Here is a 21,787-nt window from a genome sequence, read left to right as displayed (position 1 = left end):
CACCAAGGCCAGCATCAACACCATGGTCATCATGGCCACCAAGGCCAGCATCAACACCATGGTCATCATGGCCACCAAGGCCAGCATCAACACCATGGTCATCATGGCCACCAAGGCCAGCATCAACACCATGGTCATCATGGTCACCAAGGCCAGCATCAACACCACGGCCACCATCAGCAACAAGTACATCACCAAGGTCATCATCAAATTCACCCGCAGGCTGTCCTTTATCAAACTCATCAAGGTCAACACCATCACCAAGGCCAACACCATCACCAAGGCCAACATCATCACCAAGGTCAACATCATCACCAAGGTCAACATCATCACCAAGGTCAACACCATCACCAAGGTCAACACCATCACCAAGGCCGACATCATCATCAAGGCCAACATCATCATCAAGGTCAACAACAGCATCAGGGTCAACAACAATACCAACAGTATCAGCAGCAACAACAGCCTTGGGGAGGTGGAATTGGAGCAGGGACGGCAGCAGGAGCAGCAGCTGGTACTGCAGGAGCAGCTGGACACGCAGGACACGTGGGTCATTAATAGGCCAAAGGAAAAAAGACATAATAAAAAACTGCTAGGAGATCCTAGCAGTTTTTTTCCGCCTCTTGACGTTGGCGTTCAATTTCCGCACGAAGTTGTGGTTCCGGTGCTTGCCATCCTTCTGGTTTCATAATTTTGCCGTCGCCCTCGCGGAATCGAGGCTTTCCATCAGGGAATAGTTTTGCCATGTTAGCATTGTTTACAATTTCGAATCCTTTATCTGGACGTACGCCCATTTCTGCAAACGTTCCGAATGCAAAGTAAATAAGGTCAATCAGTGCATCATATTGATCTTCAACAGTCGTTGCTTCTAGAAATTCTTCTAGCTCTTCTTGCATAAAGCTAGCACGAATTTTTGCACGCTCTTCTGTTAGTTTTGTTGGAGTATTTGTCACAGGATGTCCGAATTCTTCATGCATTTTTGCAACAAGTTCGTATCCTTTATCTAAACCTTTTTCGTTTGTCATGTTGTTTCATCCTTTCTTACGTTATGCCGAATTTTATCCCGCTATTCGAGGGCAGTAAGACTCCCACCTCAAAAGTCGCAAATGCGAGGAAGTGAGGTGGGAGATAACTGCCCGTAAAAGCCCGATTGGTGAAGGCTAATAATCAGTGGGTAATGGACAAAATCCCCACTGATTAAAGTTTCACTTTATTGTAACATAAGGTAGTTATTAAATAAAAAGAACATCTTATGAGAAATAAGATGTTCGCTCGTTATTCTTCTTTCTTAATTAAAACGGATAAAATAAGATCGATGCCAAATATTCCGATGAGTAGCATTGGTATAACTACAAGTAAATAACGTGCGAAAGAAACATTTTTTAAGTATGTATGAGCAAATAAAAAGACGCCGAGAAATAAAATACCATTTAAAATAGGTTTTACTAATTTTTTAGACATAAGCTCCCCCGTAAATATCTTTTCTCTCTATATTTGGTAATGAAAAACTCCTCTCTCCGTTGTATCATGCCGGAGGGAGGAGTTCAATCATTATCATTCAATTACGCCAGAATTTGTAATGTTAACTGTGTATTTTATTGTAATGGGAACATCTTTGTACATTTTTCTCCACTCTTCTAATTTAAATGGACGATAATGTTCTTTATACCTTGCACCAAGGCCGAGTGGATCCACATTTAATGATTTAAACTGTTTAATTAGTTTGTTAGCTGTTGCATCTAATTGTTTTTCAACTGATTTTTCTATTTTTTGTGTATTCTTTTTATTGTCTAAGTTGAACTGTTTAGATAGTTCTTGAATACGCGCTTCTAGTTTGACGTGTATGAAAAATGATGGCTTTCCGTTTTTTATATTTACTTGGTAAGTTGGAACGGATCGAATGTTATTAATGATTGTGTATCCGGAGTTTGCTTTAAATTCATGTGAATCTAATCGGTGTTTTTCCAATAAGCCTTTAAAGGCAAACATATCATGATAACTAATTTTACCAATATATTTATCTCCTTTTAAAAGGCCGATACCTGTAATTTTTATTTTATCTTTATCTTTTTTGAGAATTGGTAAATAGGAATCTTGGCCTTCACGATAATATCGATAAGCTCCTAAATGTAGATTGTCAGTAGGTAAAGGGCCTGTTTGCATATTATGGTCTAACATTTTCTTTATATAAATGGCAACGTTAGATGATGTTGTATATTTACCTTTTAGTAAGTCCATCCCAGTTCCTTCTAATAGACCGACATACATTGAGTTCCCGATGTTCACATCTCGAATTAATGTGTCAAAGGAAGTAGATAATCCTTTTTTAGCAATTCTTGTAGTAAATAGAGCAACACGCATTTGTCCGCTGGCAAATGGTTGAGAAGACTCTAAAGATGTGTCTGCTTTTACTTGTTTTACTGCGTTTCCTACTCCTTCAAAGACTTGAACTTTATTACCTTTTTTCTGTATAGGACAAACGAATGTGACTTTTACTTTATTATCTTTTGCTATATCAAAAACAGTCCCTTGAATTAGGTTGACATCATCGATAATATTTTTTTGTAAGCAACCAGTTAGACTGAAGATGCTAATACAAGAAAGAAGAATTAATTTTCTTTTGATTTTTTCCATTTTCTTTTCACCCACACAATAATAAATAGAATTGGGATGTATATGTAAATAAGCCAAAAACTAACTTTTGATGCATTACTAATAAAATTATTAATATCATGTCTGTTCGTTAATAGCTCTGAAACAATGAGGGTAATGAGCAAAAAAGTAATTAAAACACCTCTTTGTTTTACACGAAATACTTCGTGTGTTCCTCTTGTCGCAGCCCATAAAGGAAGAATGAAGCTTGTAACAATAACGAGAGCGTAAGCTGAGATTGCAATGTACTCTAGCCTTTCTATGAAAGGAAGTTGGATTACTTGGGTCATGGAAAGTTGTGACCATATTGTTTTTGATAATTGTTTTTCACTAAAAAAAGAAAAGGCTAAAAGTGTACTAAATAAATATAGAAGGTTTGAGAATAGTGCTCCGTATTGAGCGGATTTATGAGATTGCTTAGGATTTTTCACAAATGGATAAATCATAAGATAAATCTCAAACCCTGTCATACTGTAGATTGACAGCTGGGCGGCTTTTAAAATATCTGAAAAAGAATGTGTGAAAATAGGTAGTAAATTAGGCCAATGTGAGTATTTCAAAACGAATAGGCTAAGAAATAAATATCCCAATGTACCACCAACAGAGATGACGCAAATACCAGTAATTACACGAAATCCAGAAGAAATAATGTAATAGCTAACTAAGCATAAAAAGAGTGTTAACATCCAAGTTGAAGCGGTAGGAAACATCCACACTTGAATAATTTCAACGTATGTTCGAATGACAGAAATGCTGACGGTTAAAAAATAGGCTATAAAGATGAGATTAATGCCGTTTCCTAGCCATTTTCCAAACGTTTGTCGCTGTAAATCAATTAAATTTCCGTTTGTTTCTTTTAACAAGAAATACATCATCCATAGGAGAATATGAATGATGATTCCTGTGATGAGAACTCCTATCCAACCGTCATATCCAGCAGCCTTAGCAATAATACGGGCAAACCCAAGGACGCCGGCACCAAATTGTGCACCGTGAATTAAAAAGAAAACGAAGACGGGTGATATTTGGTGTTCTGCTTTAATTTTACTCATCGATGCACCTCATTTCTTAATCATCAAAATCTGACGTATGTTTCGTAGAAATTCCATTAGTTGCTTTTTTTACGTGTTGCGGTCTTGCTTGAACATCTCGAGTATCAATCATTGTTAATGGAAAACGAATCCAAGAATCTTTAAAGGATTGTTGTCTCGTTGGATAAAAGAGAGCGTACGGTTTACGTAAAGAAGTAAGTCTAAACAAATGGGTAAATAAAAAGATAAATCCAAGAGATATACCGAAGAGCCCACCTATTTCTGCAAATGCGAGAAATGGGAAACGTAGTAAACGAACGGCGTTACCCATTTTATAAATGGGCGTAATAAAGGAAGCTAACGCTGATAAGGCAACGATAATTAATAAAATATTACTCGTTAAACCAGCTTGTACAGATGCTTGCCCGATTACGATACCGCCTACAATACCGAGCGTTTGTCCGACCTTCATAGGTAATCGAGCGCCAGCTTCTCTTAATAAATCAATCGCAAGTTCCAAGAAAAGTGCTTCTATTAAAGGGGGAAATGGTACTTGAGCCCTTGATAAAATCAATGTTTCAAGTAAGTCACTCGGAACTAATTCATAATGATAATTCAAAACTGCAACGTATAATGGAGTTGCACAAATTGAGAATAGAACAGCAATCAATCTTAAAATCCTTGAGAATGTAGCGTACAGCCAAGAAACGTTATAGTCTTCTGGCGAAATGAAAAAATCGAAATATGATACAGGTGTTAATAGGACACTCGGAGAACCATCAACAAAAATAGCTATTTTCCCATCAATAAGTGCTTTTGTGACTCTATCAGTGCGTTCTGTATTTATATAGAGAGGGAAAATTGATTTTTCACCCATTAATTCTTGTATATAAGCACTATCATTAATTTGATCATATTCAAGAGCGCGTAATGATTCCTCTAGAAAATCTACATTATCTTTTTCAGCTAGGTTGTCTAAATACATCATGACAACCTTTGTTTTTGAAAACTCTCCGATAATCATCTCTTTTGTGTGTAAATCTAAAACAGGAAGACGTTTTCGTACTAAATTAATATTCGTATCAATATCTTCTACGAATCCTTCTTGTGGCCCGATAACGGTTGATTCATTTAATGGAGGAGTTGGTGCACGATAATTATCAATTGCAATGTTTGCAAGCATACATTTTTGATCTTGTTGATTCAATTGAATAATCGCATGTCCCTTTAAAACCATGTCCTCAATTTTTTGTAAGTCGTTCGTAATCGTTATACCACTCATTGGAATATGTTCTTTTAATTCTTCTAATGGAGCGCAAGGACGTTCCATTAGAGTAGGCATTAAATACTTTTGCAATTTCTCACCGTCAAGTGAAGGGCGATAGTAAGAAATCCAATAAGGCATCGTTTCATCGTCAGATGTATGGTAATTAACAAAATCACTAGACTGTTTCAGCTTCTTTATTAAATCTTGTAGAGAATGAATATGGTCACTTTCTGGTTTGCTAAAGTCATAAATGCTGTTACTACCTGAGCTTTGTTTTTTGTTTTGAGAATTATCATCTTGCTTAGAATTTTGCTGTTTGTTTTGAGAATTATCATCTTGCTTAGAATTTTGCTGTTTGCTTTGAGAATTATCATCTTGCTTAGAATTTTGCTGTTTGTTTTGAGAATTATCATCTTGCTTAGAATTTTGCTGTTTGCTTTGAGAATTATCCACTTGTTTAGAATTTTGTTGTTTGTCTTGAGAAGAATCCTCTTGCTTAGAATTTTGCTGTTTGTCTTGAGAAGAATCATCTTGCTTAGAGTTTTGTTGTTTGTTTTGAGAAGAATCCTGTTGCTTAGAATTTTGCTGTTTGTTTTGAGAAGAATCCTGTTGCTTAGAACTTTGCTGTTTGTCTTGAGAAGAATCCTCTTGTTTAGAATTTTGCTGCTTGTTTTGAGAATTATCATCTTGCTTAGAATTTTGCTGTTTGTCTTGAGAAGAATCACCTTGTTTAGAACTTTGTTGTTTGTCTTGAGAATTATCATCTTGCTTAGAATTTTGCTGCTTGTTTTGAGAAGAATCCTCAGTTTTTTCCTTACTTTTTGGCTCGTCATTCTTATCTTTGTTATGTTCCTTTTGATCATCAGACTGTTGTTTCGAATCATCTGTCTCTTTTGTATTTGAGTTTTTTTTCTTACGTAACCAATTCCAAATCATATGTATGCCCTCTTTGATCTTGTAATATAGTGCTATTTTGTGGCTAATTTTGTATATTATTCATTTATTTATTAAAAGAAGGAGGAGATTGGTTTGCATAAAAAAAATCCTTTAGTAAGCAGTTCATAATATGACGGGAAGAAGGCGATTCTGTGCAAATTGTAAAAAAGGAGAAGTTTGTTTTAAAAAAGTTTGTGTTTGAAAATGGTAGGGAGATTCCTGTTCAAATGGGGTATGAGACGTACGGTACTCTAAATAGAGAAAGATCAAATGCGATTTTGGTTTGTCACTATTTTAGTGCAACAAGTCATGCGGCAGGAAAATATACAGAGCATGATGAGGAAGCCGGTTGGTGGGACGGATTAATTGGACCTGGGAAAGCAATTGATACAAATAAATATTTTATTATATGTACTGATAACCTTTGTAATGTACAAGTGAAGAACCCATATGTGATTACAACGGGGCCAAAATCGATAAATCCGATGACTGGTTTTGAGTATGCGATGGATTTTCCAGTTTTCACATTTTTAGATATAGCACGTATGCAATATGAGTTAATAACAGATATGGGGATTGCTAGGTTACATGCTGTAATGGGACCATCGGCAGGTGGGATGATTGCGCAGCAATGGGCTGTCCACTATCCTCATATGGTGCAGCGAATGATTGGAGTTATTACGAATCCGCAAAATCCAATTATAACGTCGGGAAATGTAGCGCAAAATGCGATTGAAGCAATTCAGCTTGATCCAGATTGGAAAGGCGGAAAGTACGGAGAGGAGCAACCAATGAAGGGGCTTCATTTAGCGAATAAAATGATGTTTATGAATGCATTTGATGAACATTTTTATGAAATGGCATTCCCGCGGAACAGTATAGAAATGGAACCGTATCAACAATTTTCTGCATTAACATCATTTGAGAAAGAAATAAATAAAGTGACATGTAAAAGTATAGATTTAGTAGATGCAAATTCATGGATGTATACTGCGAAAGCGGTCTTATTACATGATATTGCACATGGATTTTCTTCCTTAGAAGAGGCTCTTTCTAAGGTTGAAGCGAATGTACTCATGATTCCATGCAAACAAGATTTACTTCAGCCGCCTCGTTACAATTATAGAATGGTAGATATTTTGCAAAAGCAAGGGAAGTACGCAGAAGTATATGAGATAGAAAGTATAAATGGGCATATGGCAGGAGCGTTAGATGTTCATTTATTTGAAAAGAAAATTTATGAGTTTTTAAACCGGAAAGTATCTAGTTTTGTGTAGGAAATAATTAATGTGGAAAGGTGCATGATTTATAGTAGGCACCTTTTTTTACATGATTTGCAGACGGAAAATATATGAAGCGATTGATAAACCGAAGAAAGCTATACTAAGTAATAGAAATAAGAATGACATTTCTTGAGGGGATTTTATCTTTTTATTATTTTTCATACTAAGAGCAATAACTGCAAAAACTAAGAAAATGATGCCCATAATGAAAAGAAAAAGTGTCATTTTAACTGGCTCCTTTCATCAAACAAGTATATTGAGGATACAATGCGTCAGTTATGTTTGTAAAGAATAAGTTTTGCTGGAAAATTGAGAAATAAATGTTCCATTCTTTGCGTTCCTTCCTTCGCGTGCTAAAATTGATGAGAAATGATTGTTTAAAGAAGAAACTGAAGGTTTTATTGTATATAAGGAGGAACTACATATGACAGAAGTAAAAACAATTACTACAGAAGAAGTGCAAGAGCGTTTAGAAAATGGAGAAACATTATTTTTAGTAGATGTAAGGGAAGATGAAGAAGTAGCGGCAGGGAAAATTCCAGAAGCTGTACATATTAAAATGGGCGATATTCCAAATAAAGTGGATTTCTTTGAGAAAGAGAATGAATATATCTTTATTTGCCGTTCGGGAATGCGTAGTGAAAATGTATGCCATTATTTAAATGAGCAAGGATTTAAAACGGTGAACATGGTTGGCGGTATGCTTCAATATGAAGGCGAAACTAAATAAGTAGCTGCAAAAACTTGAAACGAGTCTGTTTCAAGTTTTTTTCTTTTGCATACAGTATACAAAAGGGGGAGGGGTAAATGGGGATTAACATGCGTAAAGTAAAAATTATTAATAATACAGGGGCTGTTAATGTTGGCGACTGTTATAATATCGCACCTTTTGCTGTATCGAAAATATATGCGGGTGCTGGAGGATCGAGTGCGGCTGTTTTTTTAAATGGGAAACGACAGCCAGAAGCTGTGATTAGAACATCAGTGTTTCTTCCGCCATTAGCGACGAGTACACGTACATTAGGTTCATAAAGGAAAGGTAGAGTGTAAGTATGCCTGCACGTATTAAAGAATTTATTATCGTTAATAATACTGGGAATATATTTACAGGGGATAATTTGAGTGATACTTCATTTACTGCTTCGAAATCGTATAGTGGTTCAACGGGTTGCACTTGGATTGACGTTGTTACAGTAATAGGGACGGAGACGAAGCTTTGTTTACAACCGGGAGATTCGGTGACGACAACCTATACACGAGGTACCCCTGCTGGTACTGTAACGGGAACAAACATGGGGCAAGGTGCAAATGTGTCGAGTATATCGCAAGCTGTCCCTAATACAGATAATATGGATTCAGTTTCTGGACTTCCTTAAGGAATTAAGGGAGTTTTTATTATTTAAAATAAAAATAGTCTTTGAGATTGTTTTTGTAAATACATATTAAGAAGAAGAGGTTTGTTTAAAGTAAAAAAGATGGTGTGTAGGTGGTGAAAGTGTGAAAGAGCGCGATAGACAAAATTCATTAAACTCTAATTTCAGAATTTCACCGAATCTTATTGGACCTACTTTTCCCCCCGTTCCAACGGGATTTACTGGCATTGGGATTACTGGTCCAACCGGTCCACAAGGCCCGACTGGCCCACAAGGACCAAGGGGATTTCAAGGTCCGATGGGGGCGATGGGCCCGACAGGACCTCAAGGAGTGCAAGGGATTCAAGGGCCAGCTGGACAAATGGGTGCAACAGGACCAGAAGGACAGCAGGGACCACAAGGATTAAGGGGACCACAGGGAGAAACTGGAGCGACAGGACCTCAAGGAGTGCAAGGGTTACAAGGTCCAATTGGTCCAACCGGAGCGACTGGGGCACAAGGTATACAGGGGATACAGGGATTACAGGGGCCGATTGGAGCTACCGGGCCAGAGGGACCTCAAGGAATTCAAGGAGTGCAAGGGGTGCCGGGTGCAACAGGTTCACAAGGAATACAAGGAGCTCAAGGGATACAAGGCCCACAAGGACCGAGTGGAAATACGGGAGCAACAGGAGCGACTGGTCAGGGGATTAGTGGTCCGACTGGAATAACAGGTCCAACAGGGATAACTGGCCCATCTGGAGGACCTCCAGGTCCGACTGGGGCAACTGGTGCGACAGGGCCAGGAGGTGGACCGAGTGGAAGTACAGGTGCGACTGGAGCGACTGGAAATACTGGAGTAACTGGAAGTGCGGGAGTGACTGGAAATACAGGTCCGAGTGGAAGTACAGGAGAAACAGGAGCACAGGGCCTGCAAGGAATACAAGGGGTTCAAGGGCCAATTGGATCAACGGGTCCAGAAGGTCCGCAAGGTATTCAAGGTATTCCTGGTCCGACAGGAGCAACTGGTGAACAAGGAATCCAAGGGGTTCAGGGAATTCAAGGGATAACGGGGGCAACTGGAGATCAAGGTCCGCAAGGTATACAAGGGGCCATAGGACCTCAAGGTATAACCGGAGCAACAGGAGATCAAGGCCCACAAGGAATTCAAGGGGTACCTGGTCCAACCGGGGACACAGGCTCACAAGGAGTCCAAGGAATTCAAGGGCCAATGGGTGATATAGGACCAACAGGCCCAGAAGGCCCAGAAGGACTTCAGGGTCCGCAAGGAATACAAGGAGTGCCAGGACCAGCTGGAGCAACAGGTCCAGAGGGCCCACAAGGAATCCAAGGAATTCAAGGACCAATAGGAGTAACTGGTCCAGAAGGTCCACAAGGCATTCAGGGAATACAAGGGATTCAAGGTATAACCGGAGCAACCGGAGCACAAGGAGCAACTGGAGTTCAAGGTGTTCAAGGGAATATAGGAGCAACAGGTCCAGAGGGCCCGCAAGGAGTGCAAGGTACTCAAGGGGATATAGGTCCAACAGGTCCAATGGGTCCACAGGGAGTTCAAGGAATCCAAGGAATTCAAGGACCGACGGGTGCGCAAGGGGTGCAAGGCCCACAAGGAATTCAAGGAATCCAAGGGCCGACAGGAGTAACTGGAGATACGGGTACAACAGGGGCGACAGGGGAAGGGACTACAGGAGCAACTGGAGTAACGGGTCCATCAGGTGTAACGGGTCCATCAGGAGGCCCAGCCGGACCGACTGGCCCAACAGGTCCATCAGGTCCGACGGGAGTGACAGGTCCATCCGGTGGACCACCTGGTCCGACAGGAGCGACAGGTGTAACGGGAGGAGTAGGAGATACGGGAGCAACAGGGGCGACGGGTGTGACCGGAGCAACTGGAGTAACTGGTGCAACTGGAGCAACGGGGCTGCAGGGTCCACAAGGAATACAAGGAGTACAAGGAGACATAGGCCCAACAGGTTCGCAAGGTGTTCAAGGTCCACAAGGGATCCAAGGTATAACGGGAGCAACGGGAGATCAAGGTCCGCAAGGAATTCAAGGCCCGCAAGGAATCCAAGGTCCAACAGGTCCTCAAGGAATCCAAGGAGGTCAAGGCCCACAAGGGATACAAGGGGCAACAGGTGCAACCGGAGCACAAGGCCCACAGGGAATTCAAGGGATACAAGGAGTGCAAGGTCCGACTGGTCCACAAGGCCCAACCGGAATACAAGGTGTGCAAGGAGAAATAGGTCCAACCGGTCCGCAAGGTCCGCAAGGTGTGCAAGGTTTACAAGGTCCACAAGGCCCAACCGGGGACACGGGTCCAACAGGAGCGCAAGGCCCACAAGGAATTCAAGGTCCAACAGGAGCGACAGGTTCACAAGGAATTCAAGGTCCAACGGGAGCGACAGGAGCGACAGGTTCACAAGGAATTCAAGGTCCAACGGGAGCAACAGGAGCGACAGGTTCACAAGGAATTCAAGGTCCAACGGGAGCAACAGGAGCGACAGGTTCACAAGGAATTCAAGGTCCAACGGGAGGCACGGGTCCAACAGGAGCGACTGGGGTAACTGGAGTGACTGGAGTTAGTACAACTGCAACGTATGCATTTGCGAATAATACATCAGGAACCGCTATTTCCGTTTTATTAGGCGGTACGAATATCTCATTACCGAACAATCAAAATATTGGACCAGGAATAACTGTTAGTGGTGGAAATACTGTATTTACAGTTGCGAATGCAGGGAATTATTATATAGCCTATACAATTAATTTAACGGCAGGATTACTTGTCAGTTCTCGTATAACCGTAAATGGCAGTCCGCTTGCGGGAACGATAAACTCCCCGACAGTGGCTACTGGTTCATTTAGTGCACCAATAATTGCTAACTTGCCTGCTGGAGCTGCTATTAGTCTGCAGTTATTTGGATTAGTTGCAATAGCTACATTATCTACGACAACGCCAGGAGCTACTCTAACTATTATTAGATTAAGTTAATAAGCAAAAAAACCTTGGAACTTTTATGTTTCAAGGTTTTTTATCCCTCTATTTGTGGGCTAATAATCAGTGGGGATGGACAAAACCCCCACTGATTAAAGTTTCACTTTATTCACCTTAGCAAAAACATCGCGGTTCAAAAATATATTATAATAGAATGAAGAGAGGTATAAATTTGGCAGAAAGGGAGAGTGGCGATGCAGGAGAAGGTTAAAGATTTTTTCGGACGCCCACTTCAAGATTTACGCATCTCTGTCATTGATCGTTGTAATTTACGGTGTACGTATTGTATGCCAGCGGAAGTGTTTGGTCCTGATTATGCTTTTTTGAAAGATGAGTTTTTACTGACATTTGATGAAATAGAGCGATTAGCAAAAGTATTTGTTAGCATCGGTGTACGGAAAATTAGACTTACTGGTGGCGAACCCTTGCTCCGTAAGGACTTAACAAAACTTATCGAACGTCTCGTGAAAATTGACGGTTTAGTAGATATAGGATTAACGACAAATGCGATTCATTTAACGAAGCAAGCGAAGGCGTTAAAAGAAGCTGGGTTACACCGAGTAAATGTTAGTTTGGATGCGATAGATGATAATGTGTTCCGCGCAATTAATGGCCGGAATATGAATACGAAGCCAGTGTTAAAAGGAATTATGGCAGCGAAAGAAGCAGGCCTTGAAGTGAAAGTAAATATGGTTGTGAAAAAAGGAATGAATGATCATCAAGTACTTCCGGTTGCTACGTATTTTAAAGAACAAGGAATCACGCTTAGGTTTATTGAGTTTATGGATGTTGGCAGTACGAATGGATGGAATTTTGATCAAGTTATTACGAAACGAGAATTAATTGATATGATTCATGGGGTGTATCCAATTGAGCCAGCTGAAGCTCATTATTTTGGTGAGGTTGCGAAGCGGTATCGATACGTTGGAACGAATGTAGAGGTTGGTTTTATTACCTCTGTTTCTGATTCATTTTGTTCTTCTTGTACGAGAGCAAGAATTTCGGCAGATGGAAAGTTTTATACTTGCTTGTTTGCGACAGAAGGAATGGATTTAAGGAAACTTCTGAGGGAGAACCTTTCGGATAATGAGTTATTAAAAGCTATAGAATATGTATGGAAGAATAGAAAAGATCGATATTCAGATGAACGGACAGAAGAAAGTGCGAAAAATCGTCCGAAAATTGAAATGTCTTATATAGGAGGATAAGAAAGGGGGATGTCGTATGCAAGAGCGATATTCAAGACAAATGTTATTTTCTGGTGTTGGGGAAGAAGGGCAACGGAAAATAAGAGGGAAGCATGTGCTCGTTATCGGTGCTGGTGCACTCGGAGCAGCGAATGCAGAAGCAATTGTTAGAGCAGGTGTTGGAAAAATAACAATTGCGGATCGTGATTATGTAGAATGGAGTAATTTACAAAGGCAACAATTATATACAGAAGAAGATGCAAAGCATTATAAACCGAAAGCAATAGCGGCAGCAGAACATTTAAAGGCAATTAATTCCGAAGTAGAAATTGTACCGGTTGTGACTGATGTAACGGTGCACGAAATGGAAGAATTAATTAAAGGTGTAGATTTAATATTAGATGCGACAGATAATTTTGAAACGCGCCTTCTTATTAATGATATATCGCAGATGTATAACGTTCCGTGGATATATGGAGGATGCGTTGGAAGCTACGGAGTAACTTATACAATCTTGCCAGGAAAAACGCCGTGTTTTCGATGTTTAATGGAGCATCCAGCGAGCGGAGCGACATGTGATACGGCCGGTATTATACAGCCAGCAGTGCAATTAGTAGTTGCACATCAAATAACGGAAGCCTTGAAAATATTAGTAGAAGATTTTGAGGCACTTCGTGAAACGATGCTATCATTTGATCTTTGGAATAATCAGCAGATGGCATTTAAAGTGAATAGGCAGAAAAAGGATACATGTTTATCTTGTGGAAAGTTACGTACATATCCGAGTTTAACATTTGAAGCACAAACGAAAACAGAAGTATTATGTGGGCGAAATACAGTTCAAATCCGTCCAGGTGTGCGTCAGGGTTTTAATTTAGAAGAAATTAAAAAGCGCTTACAAAAAAGTGTGGATGTAAAAGCAACGCCATATTTATTGTCATTTCCGGTGGAAGAATATCGTTTTGTTTTATTTACAGATGGTAGGGCGTTTATTCATGGTACGAATGATATGAATGTTGCAAAACGACTATATGCAAGATATATAGGTTGAACCTAAAGGAGAGTCCTTTAGGTTCAAATGGAAAAGGTAGGATTAAGAATTTCTAATATAATCTCCATTTTTTCCGCCCGTTTTTTCAAGTAAGTACGTTTCGCCAATAATCATACCCTTATCAACGGCTTTACACATGTCATATACAGTAAGAGCGGTAGCGGAAGCAGCTGTTAAAGCTTCCATCTCAACGCCGGTACTACCTTCTGTTTTAACTTTTACTTCAATAAGTAGTCGATATTGTTCTTCTGATTGTTTCCAATTGAAAGAGACGTCAACACCTTTTAATAATAAAGGATGGCACATTGGGATAATATCAGAAGTACGTTTTGCAGCCATAATACCTGCGATTTGTGCGACGGCTAATACGTCACCTTTACCAATTTCGTTGCGTGAGATTTTATCAAAAATTTCTTTCGAAACGAGAATGCTAGAGCATGCTATTGCTGTTCGAACGGTTATTTTTTTGTCACTTATATCAACCATTTTAGCGCGCCCTTGGTCGTTGAAATGTGTGAATGAAGACATGGAATTCCTCCTTGAAGTAATTGTGATTTAATATATAAAGTGTAATCGAGATTAGATATTTTGCAAATATGAGGTGAGAAACAATGGTAGAAAAACGAATCCCGATTCAAGTTGCTGAGGCTGTAGAGCGGGTTATGAAATATGCTAAGCATGGTGAAGTAGAAGAAGTTTCTATTACAGAAAGTTACGGGAGGATTCTTGGAGAGGATGTTGTCTCAGATCACGACGTTCCTCACTTTGATCGTTCTCCTTACGATGGTTTCGCAATTCGAGCAGAAGACACGAAGGAAGCGGGTCAAGAGCATCCGATTGAATTTGAAGTAATAGGAGAGATCGGAGCAGGATCTGTTTTTGCAGAAGAAGTAGGGGCTTTTCAGGCGGTTCGTATTATGACAGGAGCAGCTATTCCAGAAGATTGCAATGCAGTCGTAATGCTAGAACTGACGGAAGGATTCGATAGGAACGAAAGTACATATATGAAGTTAAAACGTCCTTTCCAAAACGGTGACAATGTGTCGTTTAAAGGAGAAGATATAAAACAAAATCAAGTCCTCGTTAAGAAAGGTGTTGTAATCAATCCAGGTGTTGCCGCATTATTAGCGACGTTTGGATATAGCACTGTGAAAGTTGTAAAACAGCCTGTTGTCGGTATTGTAACGACAGGAAGTGAATTACTAGAAGTGCATGAGGCGTTAGAGCCAGGGAAAATTAGAAATAGTAACTCTTACATGATTGCCGCTCAAATTATGAAAACTGGCGGGAAAGTGCGTTACTATGGACAACTTGCCGATGAGTTAGATGCATGTTTTACAGCTGTTAAATCAGCGATGGATAAGGTTGATATTTTAATTACAACGGGCGGTGTTTCAGTAGGGGATTACGACTATTTGCCAGCTATTTATGAAAGGTTACAGGCGAATGTACTCTTTAATAAAATAGCGATGAGACCGGGGAGTGTAACGACAGTAGCTGAAGTTGATGGAAAGCTACTCTTTGGTTTATCAGGTAATCCGTCAGCTTGTTATGTAGGTTTCGAATTATTTGTGCATCCAATTATGAAAACGTATTTGCATGCGAAGGAGCCTCACGTATATAGAACTGATGCTATTTTACAAAAAGATTTCCCGAAACCAAATCCGTTTACTCGTTTTGTAAGAGCGAAAGCGAGTATTGTTAATGGGGCACTACAAGCGATGCCAGTCGGTTTAGATAAATCGAGTGCGGTCTCTTCACTTGCGGATGCAAATGCTTTTATCGTGCTGCCTGGAGGAACGAGAGGATTTGAAGCAGGAATGAAAGTGTCTGTATTATTGTTAGAATGCTCTGAGGGAAGTGATTGGCCGTGGACAAAGCCTCTTCAATCTTACAAATAGTAGGGTATCAAAATAGCGGGAAAACAACACTTGTAGAGAAGATGGTGCATGCATTAACTGAAAGAGAAATGAAGGTTGCTACAATTAAACATCATGGTCACGGGGGCTTTCCTGAAGTAGCGCAAAAAGATAGTGAAAGACACAGAAAAGCTGGTGCTGTAGTAAGTAGTGTAGAAGGTGCCGGATTACTATCTTTGTCCTCTTTGCGAGATGAATGGCCCTTGCAAGAAATTATCCGCTTGTACGAATTTTTTGAAGTAGATACGATTTTAATAGAGGGCTATAAAGCTGAGAACTATCCGAAAGTAGTGTTACTTCGTTCTGCGGAAGACGCTGAACTTTTACATAAAGTAGAAAATATAGCGGCAGTTATTACGTGGTATGATGCTTCGTCAAATGTACGAGAAGAATATAAAGTATTTCATATAACAGAAGAAAAATTGTATATAGACTGGTTTTTACAAACGGCTAGGGGTGCAAAATGATAAATACGTATTATGAAGTAATTGATACAGAAATCTCGATTGAAGAGGTGACAAAGAAAGTAGTTCGCCGTGAATGTGGTGCTGTTACAACATTTATCGGGACAGTTAGGGAGTTTACGAAAGGGCGTCGTACACTATACTTAGAGTATGTAGCTTATAAGACGATGGCAGAAAAGATGCTACAGAAAATTGGGTCAGAAGTGAAGGAGAAGTGGCCCGGTACACATGTTGCGATTACGCATCGCATCGGCACGCTGCAAATTTCTGATATAGCGGTTGTTGTTGCTGTATCAACGCCTCATCGTAAAGAGGCTTATGAAGCGAATGAATATATTATGGAGCGTATTAAGCAAATTGTTCCAATTTGGAAAAAGGAGTTTTGGGAAGATGGTGACTCATGGATTGGTGACCAATTAGAAAAAACACCATATCCAGCAGGAGAGCCTGGGAAGGAGTTATAAATATGATTCGAGTATTGTTATTTGCGAACTTGCAAGAAGAAGCAGGAACGAGTGAATTACAAATAGAGAAAGAAAATATTACTGTTGCAGAGTTAAAAGATATTGTTGCGAAAGAATATAATGTACCAGTGTCAGCGCCAATTATGGTTGCGATTAATGAAGAGTACGCAAATGAAGATGACACGATACACACTGGTGATGTAGTTGCACTAATACCACCAGTGAGTGGTGGTTAATATTGGATTTATGCTATAAAAAACGACTTTCCTAAATAGGGAAAGTCGTTTTTTTATGGCATTTTGGAGAACACTATCCTATAGGAAAAGGAGGAAGTTATGAAAAAGATATGTGTAATGATTGCAATGATATGTTCTGTTTTTTTCTTTTCTCCAAGCAATTCTTTGGCAAAGGAATCGACGGAACAGCTTTTAGAAAGTGCGTTACTGAATCGATATTACTCGGTTATAAGGCAAGTGACAGAAGATCAATATGAATGTGACTCAGTTACAAATATAAAGCGTCTAGGCAAGAAAGATGAGTTTGTTCCTAGGTTTGAAGTTACGATACAATTTCTTACATTTCAAGGGGCACATAATCCACCGAATGATAAAGTTACACTTACTTTGGAAGACAATTTAGATCACATAAAGATAAAGAAAGTGGAGCGAGAAAAGAATGTTTCTGGTGCTATTGTAGAAAAGATTTGTGCACGAAAAAACGAAAAAATAAAAGCTCACTCTAATGATTTAGAGCGATAACCTATGACATTTTGTAGAGAAAGGTAATGAGCGATGGATATACTTTTAGCGATTTTACCAGCTATATTTTGGGGGAGTATTGTGCTATTTAACGTGAAACTAGGCGGGGGACCGTATAGTCAAACGCTCGGTACAACGTTCGGTGCACTTATCTTCTCAATTGTCGTTTATATTTTTATGAAGCCGGTATTAACTCCGACCGTTATTGGAGTTGGAATTGTATCTGGCTTATTTTGGGCACTTGGTCAAGCGAATCAATTAAAAAGTATTGATTTAATGGGTGTTTCTAGAACGATGCCGATTTCAACAGGGCTTCAATTAGTCGCGACAACATTATTTGGGGTTATCGTGTTTCATGAATGGTCAACGACGATATCGGTCGTTCTTGGAGTTTTGGCGCTCGTTTGTATTATTATCGGGGTTATTTTAACATCGCTTCAAAGTAAAGAAGAGAAGAATGCAGAGCAAGCAGGAAATTTCAAAAAAGGAATTATTATTTTATTAATTTCAACAGTCGGTTATTTAGTTTACGTAGTAGTTATCCGGTTATTTAACGTGAACGGTTGGTCGGCTTTATTACCACAAGCGGTCGGTATGGTATTAGGCGGGATTTTACTCACATTTAAACATCATCCATTCAATAAATATGCGATTCGAAATATTCTTCCAGGATTGATTTGGGCAGCTGGAAATATGTTTTTATTCATTTCGCAGCCAAGAGTTGGGGTCGCAACAAGCTTTTCCCTTTCACAAATGGGAATTATTATTTCGACGCTTGGGGGAATTTTTATATTAGGTGAAAGGAAAACGAAGCGTCAATTAATTGGGATTGTTATTGGTATCGTTTTTATTATTGCAGCTGGAATTATGCTGGGGATTGCGAAAGGTTAAGGAGGTATTAAAATGTATAGCGATTTAGAAGGGAAAGTCGTCGTTATTACAGGATCAGCAACTGGTCTTGGAAGAGCCATGGGAGTAAGATTTGCTAAAGAGAAGGCGAAAGTTGTTATTAACTATCGCTCAAGAGAGTCAGAAGCGAACGATGTATTAGAAGAAATAAAAAAGGTAGGTGGAGAAGCGATTGCTGTAAAAGGTGATGTGACGGTCGAGGCAGATGTTGTAAATCTCATTCAATCTGCTGTGAAAGAGTTTGGTACGCTCGACGTTATGATTAATAATGCGGGGATAGAAAACGCGGTACCGTCGCATGAAATGCCGTTAGAGGATTGGAATAAAGTAATTCATACAAATTTAACAGGTGCTTTTTTAGGAAGTCGTGAAGCGATTAAATATTTTGTGGAACACGATATTAAAGGTTCGGTTATTAATATGTCTAGTGTTCATGAGAAAATCCCGTGGCCATTATTTGTGCATTATGCGGCTAGTAAGGGGGGGATTAAGCTTATGACAGAAACGTTAGCGTTAGAATATGCACCAAAAGGTATTCGGGTAAATAATATTGGGCCTGGTGCAATTAATACGCCAATTAATGCTGAAAAATTTGCTGACCCGAAAAAACGTGACGACGTAGAAAGTATGATTCCAATGGGTTACATTGGAAAACCTGAAGAAATCGCAGCAGTAGCAACGTGGCTTGCTTCAGCAGAGGCAAGTTACGTAACTGGAATTACGTTATTTGCAGATGGTGGAATGACTTTATACCCATCGTTTCAAGCGGGGCGTGGGTAATATGAAAGGCCAAAGAGATTTAACTCTTTGGCCTTTTTTACGCAAAAAAAAATAGCGGTCGGCTATTTTTAAAATTAATGATTGATTGTATCTTGAAGAAATTCTGTTGCTTGATGTTCTGAAACATTCTGTACGAGCGCAACTTCACTAATAACCATTTTACGCGCATTATCTAGCATTTGTTTTTCGCTCGCATTTAATGCTCTTTCTTTATTGCGACGAAGTAAATCACGAACAACTTCTGCACTATCTTGAAGATTGCCGTTCTTCATTTTTTCCATATTCATTGTATATCTTTGTTTCCAAGAGAGTGAGGGGTCTGATTCCCCATGATGAAATTCAAGAAGTATACCATCTAACGTACCTTTATCGACGATATAACGTATACCTGATTTTTGTAATTGATTCATCGGAAGCATTACTTGCATATCTTTACTAATGATGCGTATAACACAATATTGACGCGTAGTGCCTAATATTTCTTTCTCTTCAATTGCTTCGATGATTCCTGCACCGTGCATTGGATAAACGATTTTATCACCAATTTGAAACAAATCATCCACCTCCGTATGTGGTAACTACTTTTAATGATAACATACTAGGATAAAAATGTCAAATTTTATATAATATCACATCTGATATGCTGTAGTCAATATATAAAAGTCGTTTTTTTGTTTGTTTTTTTGCTCTTATAAGTTGAATAAATAGGGGGAATTTTTTTAGAAAAATAGTACAGGCGCAGAAAGAGAGCATATCCACTTATTTTTAAGCATAAAATATAAAATCGCTAATACAATATACCTAAATCCGTTCTTTGCAAGGGAGGGATAGAAGGTGGGGCGCACAATTAGAATTGATATTACAAATAAAGTTGTAGCTAAATTTAGGCAAGATTATTTGGAATTATATACGAGTAAGTTTATGATAGGTAAGTTTTATGTCTATACTGAAGATAAACAATATGTGTTAGAAGACGGATATATATATGAAGATGGAAAGTTTTATCGCATCATAGATACGCACCGTGGCAATAAACAAGCGGCGGAGGGCTGCGATCTAGGATGGTGTTAACATGATTCGTGTGAAAGTGTTTGATGAAAGTCATGAAAAGGACTTAGAAGACGCTGTAAATGTATTTTTGAAAAAAATTGATGATGGAAATTTTGTAGATATAAAGTATCAAGTTGGTGTTTCAATTAACGATGATGAAAATCAAATTTATTGTTTTTCAGCGATGATTGTTTATAAAGCATAAAAAAGAGCTGGGGAGCCAGCTCTTTTTTATGCTTTACGTTGGGACAACATGTGTCGGTAAAATATTCATAATAGATTGTGTTGCGCCTGTTTTCTTTTCCGTTAAAAGAACTTTTCCTGTTTCATGATCTTGAGCATCAGTGCACATACCGAGGTGATAACGATCACCTAAAAATGGATCAATATAAAAACCGTTTTTGAAAACTTTATCATTCGGGTGTTTTTCATGGTGAATTTCGGAACAGTTAATGCAATAGAACATAGCTTTCATCTCCTTTTTATTTTTGTTTAAAAAAGTGGGTCGGTAGTCATTTCGCTCCTAAGGAAATGTTGAGGAGAAGAGAAATAACTACCTACCCAAATGGCGGGCATACTCCTTCTGATCTTTACATATCTCGCGTATTGTCCCCGAGGGAAGGAGGAGAGACGAAGTACAGATGAGATAAGTTAGGCGCTTCTCTCAATAGGAGTGATAGGGTTCATGTTGAGGGAATTTTCTATTTTTCATTGCCTTTGTGAGTATATTATGAAGGAATGGTGAGAGGGTGTTTGTCCTGTTGAAAAAATGTTGAGAATTTCTCAACAGTGAAAAAGAGTCTTTCTTGACATGAAACCAAAAGGTGTTATATTGTTAAAGTGAAACTAAAAGGTGTTATATTTTAATGCCGAATAAAGGAGATATAAAATGGAACAACAAAATACATTAAATGATATTAAACAAACAATCGTTTTTAACGCGCCTATTCAAAAGGTATGGAATGTAGTATCAACTGCAGAAGGAATTTCGTCATGGTTTATGCCAAATGATTTTGAATTAAAGGTAGGACATGAGTTTCATGTGCAATCACCTTTTGGACCATCACCATGTAAAGTGTTAGAGATTGATGAGCCAAATCATTTATCTTTCTCATGGGATACAGATGGTTGGATTGTTTCATTTAATTTGAAAGACTTAGGAGATAGTAAAACAGAATTTACGTTAATTCACGGCGGCTGGAAACATCCTGATGAAATCCTCCCAAAACCAAATGCGAAGAGCTCTATTATTCACGAAAGAATGAGCGGCGGCTGGGTAGCGATTGTAAATGAAAAACTGAAAAAGGTTGTCGAAGGCTAAGTGTCCTCATCAGTAGCGAAATATGATGTATTTCAAGCAATTGCTGATCCAACCCGCCGAGAAGTAATACGGTTATTAAGTGACAAAGAGTTACCGATTTCAAAAATAACGGATCATTTTCCGATGAGTCGTACTGCTGTTGTAAAGCACCTTCATATTCTTTCAGAAGCGAATTTAGTGAGTGGAAGAAAGAGCGGAAGAGAGAAGATATATCGTTTGCATCCAGAACCATTAGAGGAATTACAGCAGTGGCTCTCGTATTATGAACGATTTTGGGATAATAAATTGTCCATGCTTAAACATATTGTGGAGAATGAAGAGTAGATTTTATGTAAAGAGGATGACCA

Annotated in this window: 28 protein-coding genes (1 of these 28 cut by a window edge); 19 read left to right on the top strand and 9 right to left on the bottom strand. The window is 39.1% G+C overall.

Features of this window, described 5'->3' with window-relative positions:
- Positions 1–558, top strand: partial view of a VrrB protein gene (locus tag DET63_RS30500; RefSeq protein WP_113935776.1) — the 3' portion only. The gene continues 663 nt to the left of window position 1, outside the view; the window shows 558 of its 1,221 coding nt (coding positions 664–1,221); its start codon lies beyond the left edge, outside the window; its stop codon occupies positions 556–558.
- 44 nt (positions 559–602) lie between these two features.
- On the opposite strand, the gene DET63_RS02880 is transcribed toward DET63_RS30500, so the two are convergent.
- The 5 genes from DET63_RS02880 to DET63_RS02860 all read right to left on the bottom strand — a co-directional run bounded on the left by DET63_RS02880 (position 603) and on the right by DET63_RS02860 (position 5,886).
- Positions 603–1,025 (bottom strand): pyrophosphohydrolase domain-containing protein, encoded by a 423-nt coding sequence (locus DET63_RS02880; protein ID WP_000180548.1) that lies wholly within the window; start codon positions 1,023–1,025, stop codon positions 603–605.
- A 250-nt stretch (positions 1,026–1,275) separates the two neighbouring features.
- A complete protein-coding gene (locus tag DET63_RS02875) occupies positions 1,276–1,461 on the bottom strand; it encodes a hypothetical protein (RefSeq protein ID WP_113935775.1) in 186 nt (61 codons plus the stop codon).
- A gap of 93 nt (positions 1,462–1,554) precedes the next feature.
- Positions 1,555–2,634 (bottom strand): Ger(x)C family spore germination protein, encoded by a 1,080-nt coding sequence (locus DET63_RS02870; RefSeq protein ID WP_113935774.1) that lies wholly within the window; start codon positions 2,632–2,634, stop codon positions 1,555–1,557.
- Complete coding sequence (locus tag DET63_RS02865; RefSeq protein ID WP_113935773.1) at positions 2,610–3,704, bottom strand: spore germination protein; 1,095 nt, start codon at positions 3,702–3,704, stop codon at positions 2,610–2,612. The genes DET63_RS02870 and DET63_RS02865 overlap by 25 nt, the downstream gene beginning before the upstream one ends.
- 16 nt (positions 3,705–3,720) lie before the next feature.
- Complete coding sequence (locus tag DET63_RS02860) at positions 3,721–5,886, bottom strand: spore germination protein (RefSeq protein ID WP_113935772.1); 2,166 nt, start codon at positions 5,884–5,886, stop codon at positions 3,721–3,723.
- A gap of 152 nt (positions 5,887–6,038) precedes the next feature.
- On the opposite strand from DET63_RS02860, the gene DET63_RS02855 reads away from it, so the two are divergent.
- A complete protein-coding gene (locus DET63_RS02855) occupies positions 6,039–7,163 on the top strand; it encodes a homoserine O-acetyltransferase family protein (RefSeq protein WP_113935771.1) in 1,125 nt (374 codons plus the stop codon).
- Positions 7,164–7,211: 48 nt separating this feature from the next.
- Here the strand turns inward: DET63_RS02855 and DET63_RS02850 are convergent, their stop codons facing one another.
- A complete protein-coding gene (locus DET63_RS02850) occupies positions 7,212–7,394 on the bottom strand; it encodes a hypothetical protein (RefSeq protein ID WP_002129493.1) in 183 nt (60 codons plus the stop codon).
- Between the two features lie 199 nt (positions 7,395–7,593).
- Between DET63_RS02850 and DET63_RS02845 the strand changes: the two genes are divergently transcribed.
- The 6 genes from DET63_RS02845 (at position 7,594) to DET63_RS02815 (ending at position 13,775) form a co-directional block, all read left to right on the top strand.
- Positions 7,594–7,899 carry a rhodanese-like domain-containing protein gene (locus tag DET63_RS02845; protein ID WP_000141214.1) on the top strand — a complete coding sequence of 102 codons (306 nt, stop codon included), beginning with the start codon at positions 7,594–7,596 and terminating at the stop codon, positions 7,897–7,899.
- A 77-nt stretch (positions 7,900–7,976) separates the two neighbouring features.
- On the top strand, positions 7,977–8,201 hold the full coding sequence (locus DET63_RS02840; RefSeq protein WP_113935770.1) for a spore germination protein: 225 nt from the start codon (positions 7,977–7,979) through the stop codon (positions 8,199–8,201).
- A gap of 20 nt (positions 8,202–8,221) precedes the next feature.
- Positions 8,222–8,545: a hypothetical protein gene (locus DET63_RS02835; RefSeq protein ID WP_113935769.1), complete on the top strand. Its 324-nt coding sequence runs from the start codon at positions 8,222–8,224 to the stop codon at positions 8,543–8,545.
- A gap of 121 nt (positions 8,546–8,666) precedes the next feature.
- The gene (locus DET63_RS02830; protein ID WP_113935768.1) at positions 8,667–11,534 is read left to right on the top strand and encodes a BclA-related collagen-like exosporium protein; all 2,868 of its coding nucleotides are present in this window, start codon (positions 8,667–8,669) and stop codon (positions 11,532–11,534) included.
- Between the two features lie 197 nt (positions 11,535–11,731).
- Positions 11,732–12,745: a GTP 3',8-cyclase MoaA gene (gene moaA / locus DET63_RS02820; protein ID WP_113935767.1), complete on the top strand. Its 1,014-nt coding sequence runs from the start codon at positions 11,732–11,734 to the stop codon at positions 12,743–12,745.
- A 16-nt stretch (positions 12,746–12,761) separates the two neighbouring features.
- Positions 12,762–13,775: a molybdopterin-synthase adenylyltransferase MoeB gene (locus DET63_RS02815; RefSeq protein ID WP_113935766.1), complete on the top strand. Its 1,014-nt coding sequence runs from the start codon at positions 12,762–12,764 to the stop codon at positions 13,773–13,775.
- Between the two features lie 42 nt (positions 13,776–13,817).
- On the opposite strand, the gene moaC is transcribed toward DET63_RS02815, so the two are convergent.
- Entirely contained in the window at positions 13,818–14,303 is a 486-nt protein-coding gene (gene moaC / locus DET63_RS02810) for a cyclic pyranopterin monophosphate synthase MoaC (protein ID WP_002089070.1), read from the bottom strand.
- Between the two features lie 83 nt (positions 14,304–14,386).
- On the opposite strand from moaC, the gene DET63_RS02805 reads away from it, so the two are divergent.
- The 7 genes from DET63_RS02805 to DET63_RS02775 all read left to right on the top strand — a co-directional run bounded on the left by DET63_RS02805 (position 14,387) and on the right by DET63_RS02775 (position 19,069).
- Positions 14,387–15,676 carry a molybdopterin molybdotransferase MoeA gene (locus DET63_RS02805; protein WP_113935765.1) on the top strand — a complete coding sequence of 430 codons (1,290 nt, stop codon included), beginning with the start codon at positions 14,387–14,389 and terminating at the stop codon, positions 15,674–15,676.
- Positions 15,640–16,161, top strand: a complete 522-nt coding sequence (mobB, locus tag DET63_RS02800) for a molybdopterin-guanine dinucleotide biosynthesis protein B (protein ID WP_113935764.1) — start codon at positions 15,640–15,642, stop codon at positions 16,159–16,161. The genes DET63_RS02805 and mobB overlap by 37 nt, the downstream gene beginning before the upstream one ends.
- Positions 16,158–16,622 carry a molybdopterin synthase catalytic subunit MoaE gene (moaE, locus tag DET63_RS02795; protein WP_002129479.1) on the top strand — a complete coding sequence of 155 codons (465 nt, stop codon included), beginning with the start codon at positions 16,158–16,160 and terminating at the stop codon, positions 16,620–16,622. Before mobB ends, moaE begins: the two co-directional genes overlap by 4 nt.
- Before the next feature lie 2 nt (positions 16,623–16,624).
- Positions 16,625–16,858 carry a molybdopterin converting factor subunit 1 gene (moaD, locus tag DET63_RS02790; protein WP_002089064.1) on the top strand — a complete coding sequence of 78 codons (234 nt, stop codon included), beginning with the start codon at positions 16,625–16,627 and terminating at the stop codon, positions 16,856–16,858.
- A gap of 99 nt (positions 16,859–16,957) precedes the next feature.
- Positions 16,958–17,380, top strand: coding sequence for a DUF3888 domain-containing protein (locus tag DET63_RS02785; protein ID WP_002089063.1), 423 nt, complete (start codon positions 16,958–16,960; stop codon positions 17,378–17,380).
- 33 nt (positions 17,381–17,413) lie between these two features.
- The gene (gene glcU, locus DET63_RS02780) at positions 17,414–18,271 is read left to right on the top strand and encodes a glucose uptake protein GlcU (RefSeq protein ID WP_002129475.1); all 858 of its coding nucleotides are present in this window, start codon (positions 17,414–17,416) and stop codon (positions 18,269–18,271) included.
- 12 nt (positions 18,272–18,283) lie between these two features.
- Positions 18,284–19,069, top strand: a complete 786-nt coding sequence (locus tag DET63_RS02775) for a glucose 1-dehydrogenase (protein ID WP_002015659.1) — start codon at positions 18,284–18,286, stop codon at positions 19,067–19,069.
- A 74-nt stretch (positions 19,070–19,143) separates the two neighbouring features.
- Here the strand turns inward: DET63_RS02775 and DET63_RS02770 are convergent, their stop codons facing one another.
- Entirely contained in the window at positions 19,144–19,623 is a 480-nt protein-coding gene (locus tag DET63_RS02770) for a CarD family transcriptional regulator (RefSeq protein ID WP_002089061.1), read from the bottom strand.
- A gap of 280 nt (positions 19,624–19,903) precedes the next feature.
- Between DET63_RS02770 and DET63_RS02765 the strand changes: the two genes are divergently transcribed.
- Both DET63_RS02765 and DET63_RS02760 read left to right on the top strand, forming a co-directional pair.
- Positions 19,904–20,140, top strand: coding sequence for a DUF2553 family protein (locus DET63_RS02765; RefSeq protein ID WP_002089059.1), 237 nt, complete (start codon positions 19,904–19,906; stop codon positions 20,138–20,140).
- Position 20,141: 1 nt separating this feature from the next.
- The gene (locus DET63_RS02760; RefSeq protein WP_000621746.1) at positions 20,142–20,324 is read left to right on the top strand and encodes a sporulation protein Cse60; all 183 of its coding nucleotides are present in this window, start codon (positions 20,142–20,144) and stop codon (positions 20,322–20,324) included.
- Positions 20,325–20,357: 33 nt separating this feature from the next.
- Here the strand turns inward: DET63_RS02760 and DET63_RS02755 are convergent, their stop codons facing one another.
- Positions 20,358–20,585, bottom strand: a complete 228-nt coding sequence (locus DET63_RS02755) for a DUF3973 domain-containing protein (RefSeq protein WP_002138690.1) — start codon at positions 20,583–20,585, stop codon at positions 20,358–20,360.
- Between the two features lie 423 nt (positions 20,586–21,008).
- On the opposite strand from DET63_RS02755, the gene DET63_RS02750 reads away from it, so the two are divergent.
- Both DET63_RS02750 and DET63_RS02745 read left to right on the top strand, forming a co-directional pair.
- Positions 21,009–21,440: an SRPBCC family protein gene (locus DET63_RS02750; protein WP_113935763.1), complete on the top strand. Its 432-nt coding sequence runs from the start codon at positions 21,009–21,011 to the stop codon at positions 21,438–21,440.
- Entirely contained in the window at positions 21,441–21,764 is a 324-nt protein-coding gene (locus DET63_RS02745; protein ID WP_113935762.1) for an ArsR/SmtB family transcription factor, read from the top strand. It abuts the gene before it with no gap.
- Positions 21,765–21,787 lie beyond the last annotated feature (23 nt).

This window comes from Bacillus sp. DB-2 (assembly GCF_003315125.1).
Classification (GTDB): Bacteria; Bacillota; Bacilli; order Bacillales; family Bacillaceae_G; genus Bacillus_A; species Bacillus_A mycoides.
The sequence above is the reverse complement of the archived record's forward strand: the minus strand, read 5'-3'. Positions and strand labels throughout refer to the sequence as shown.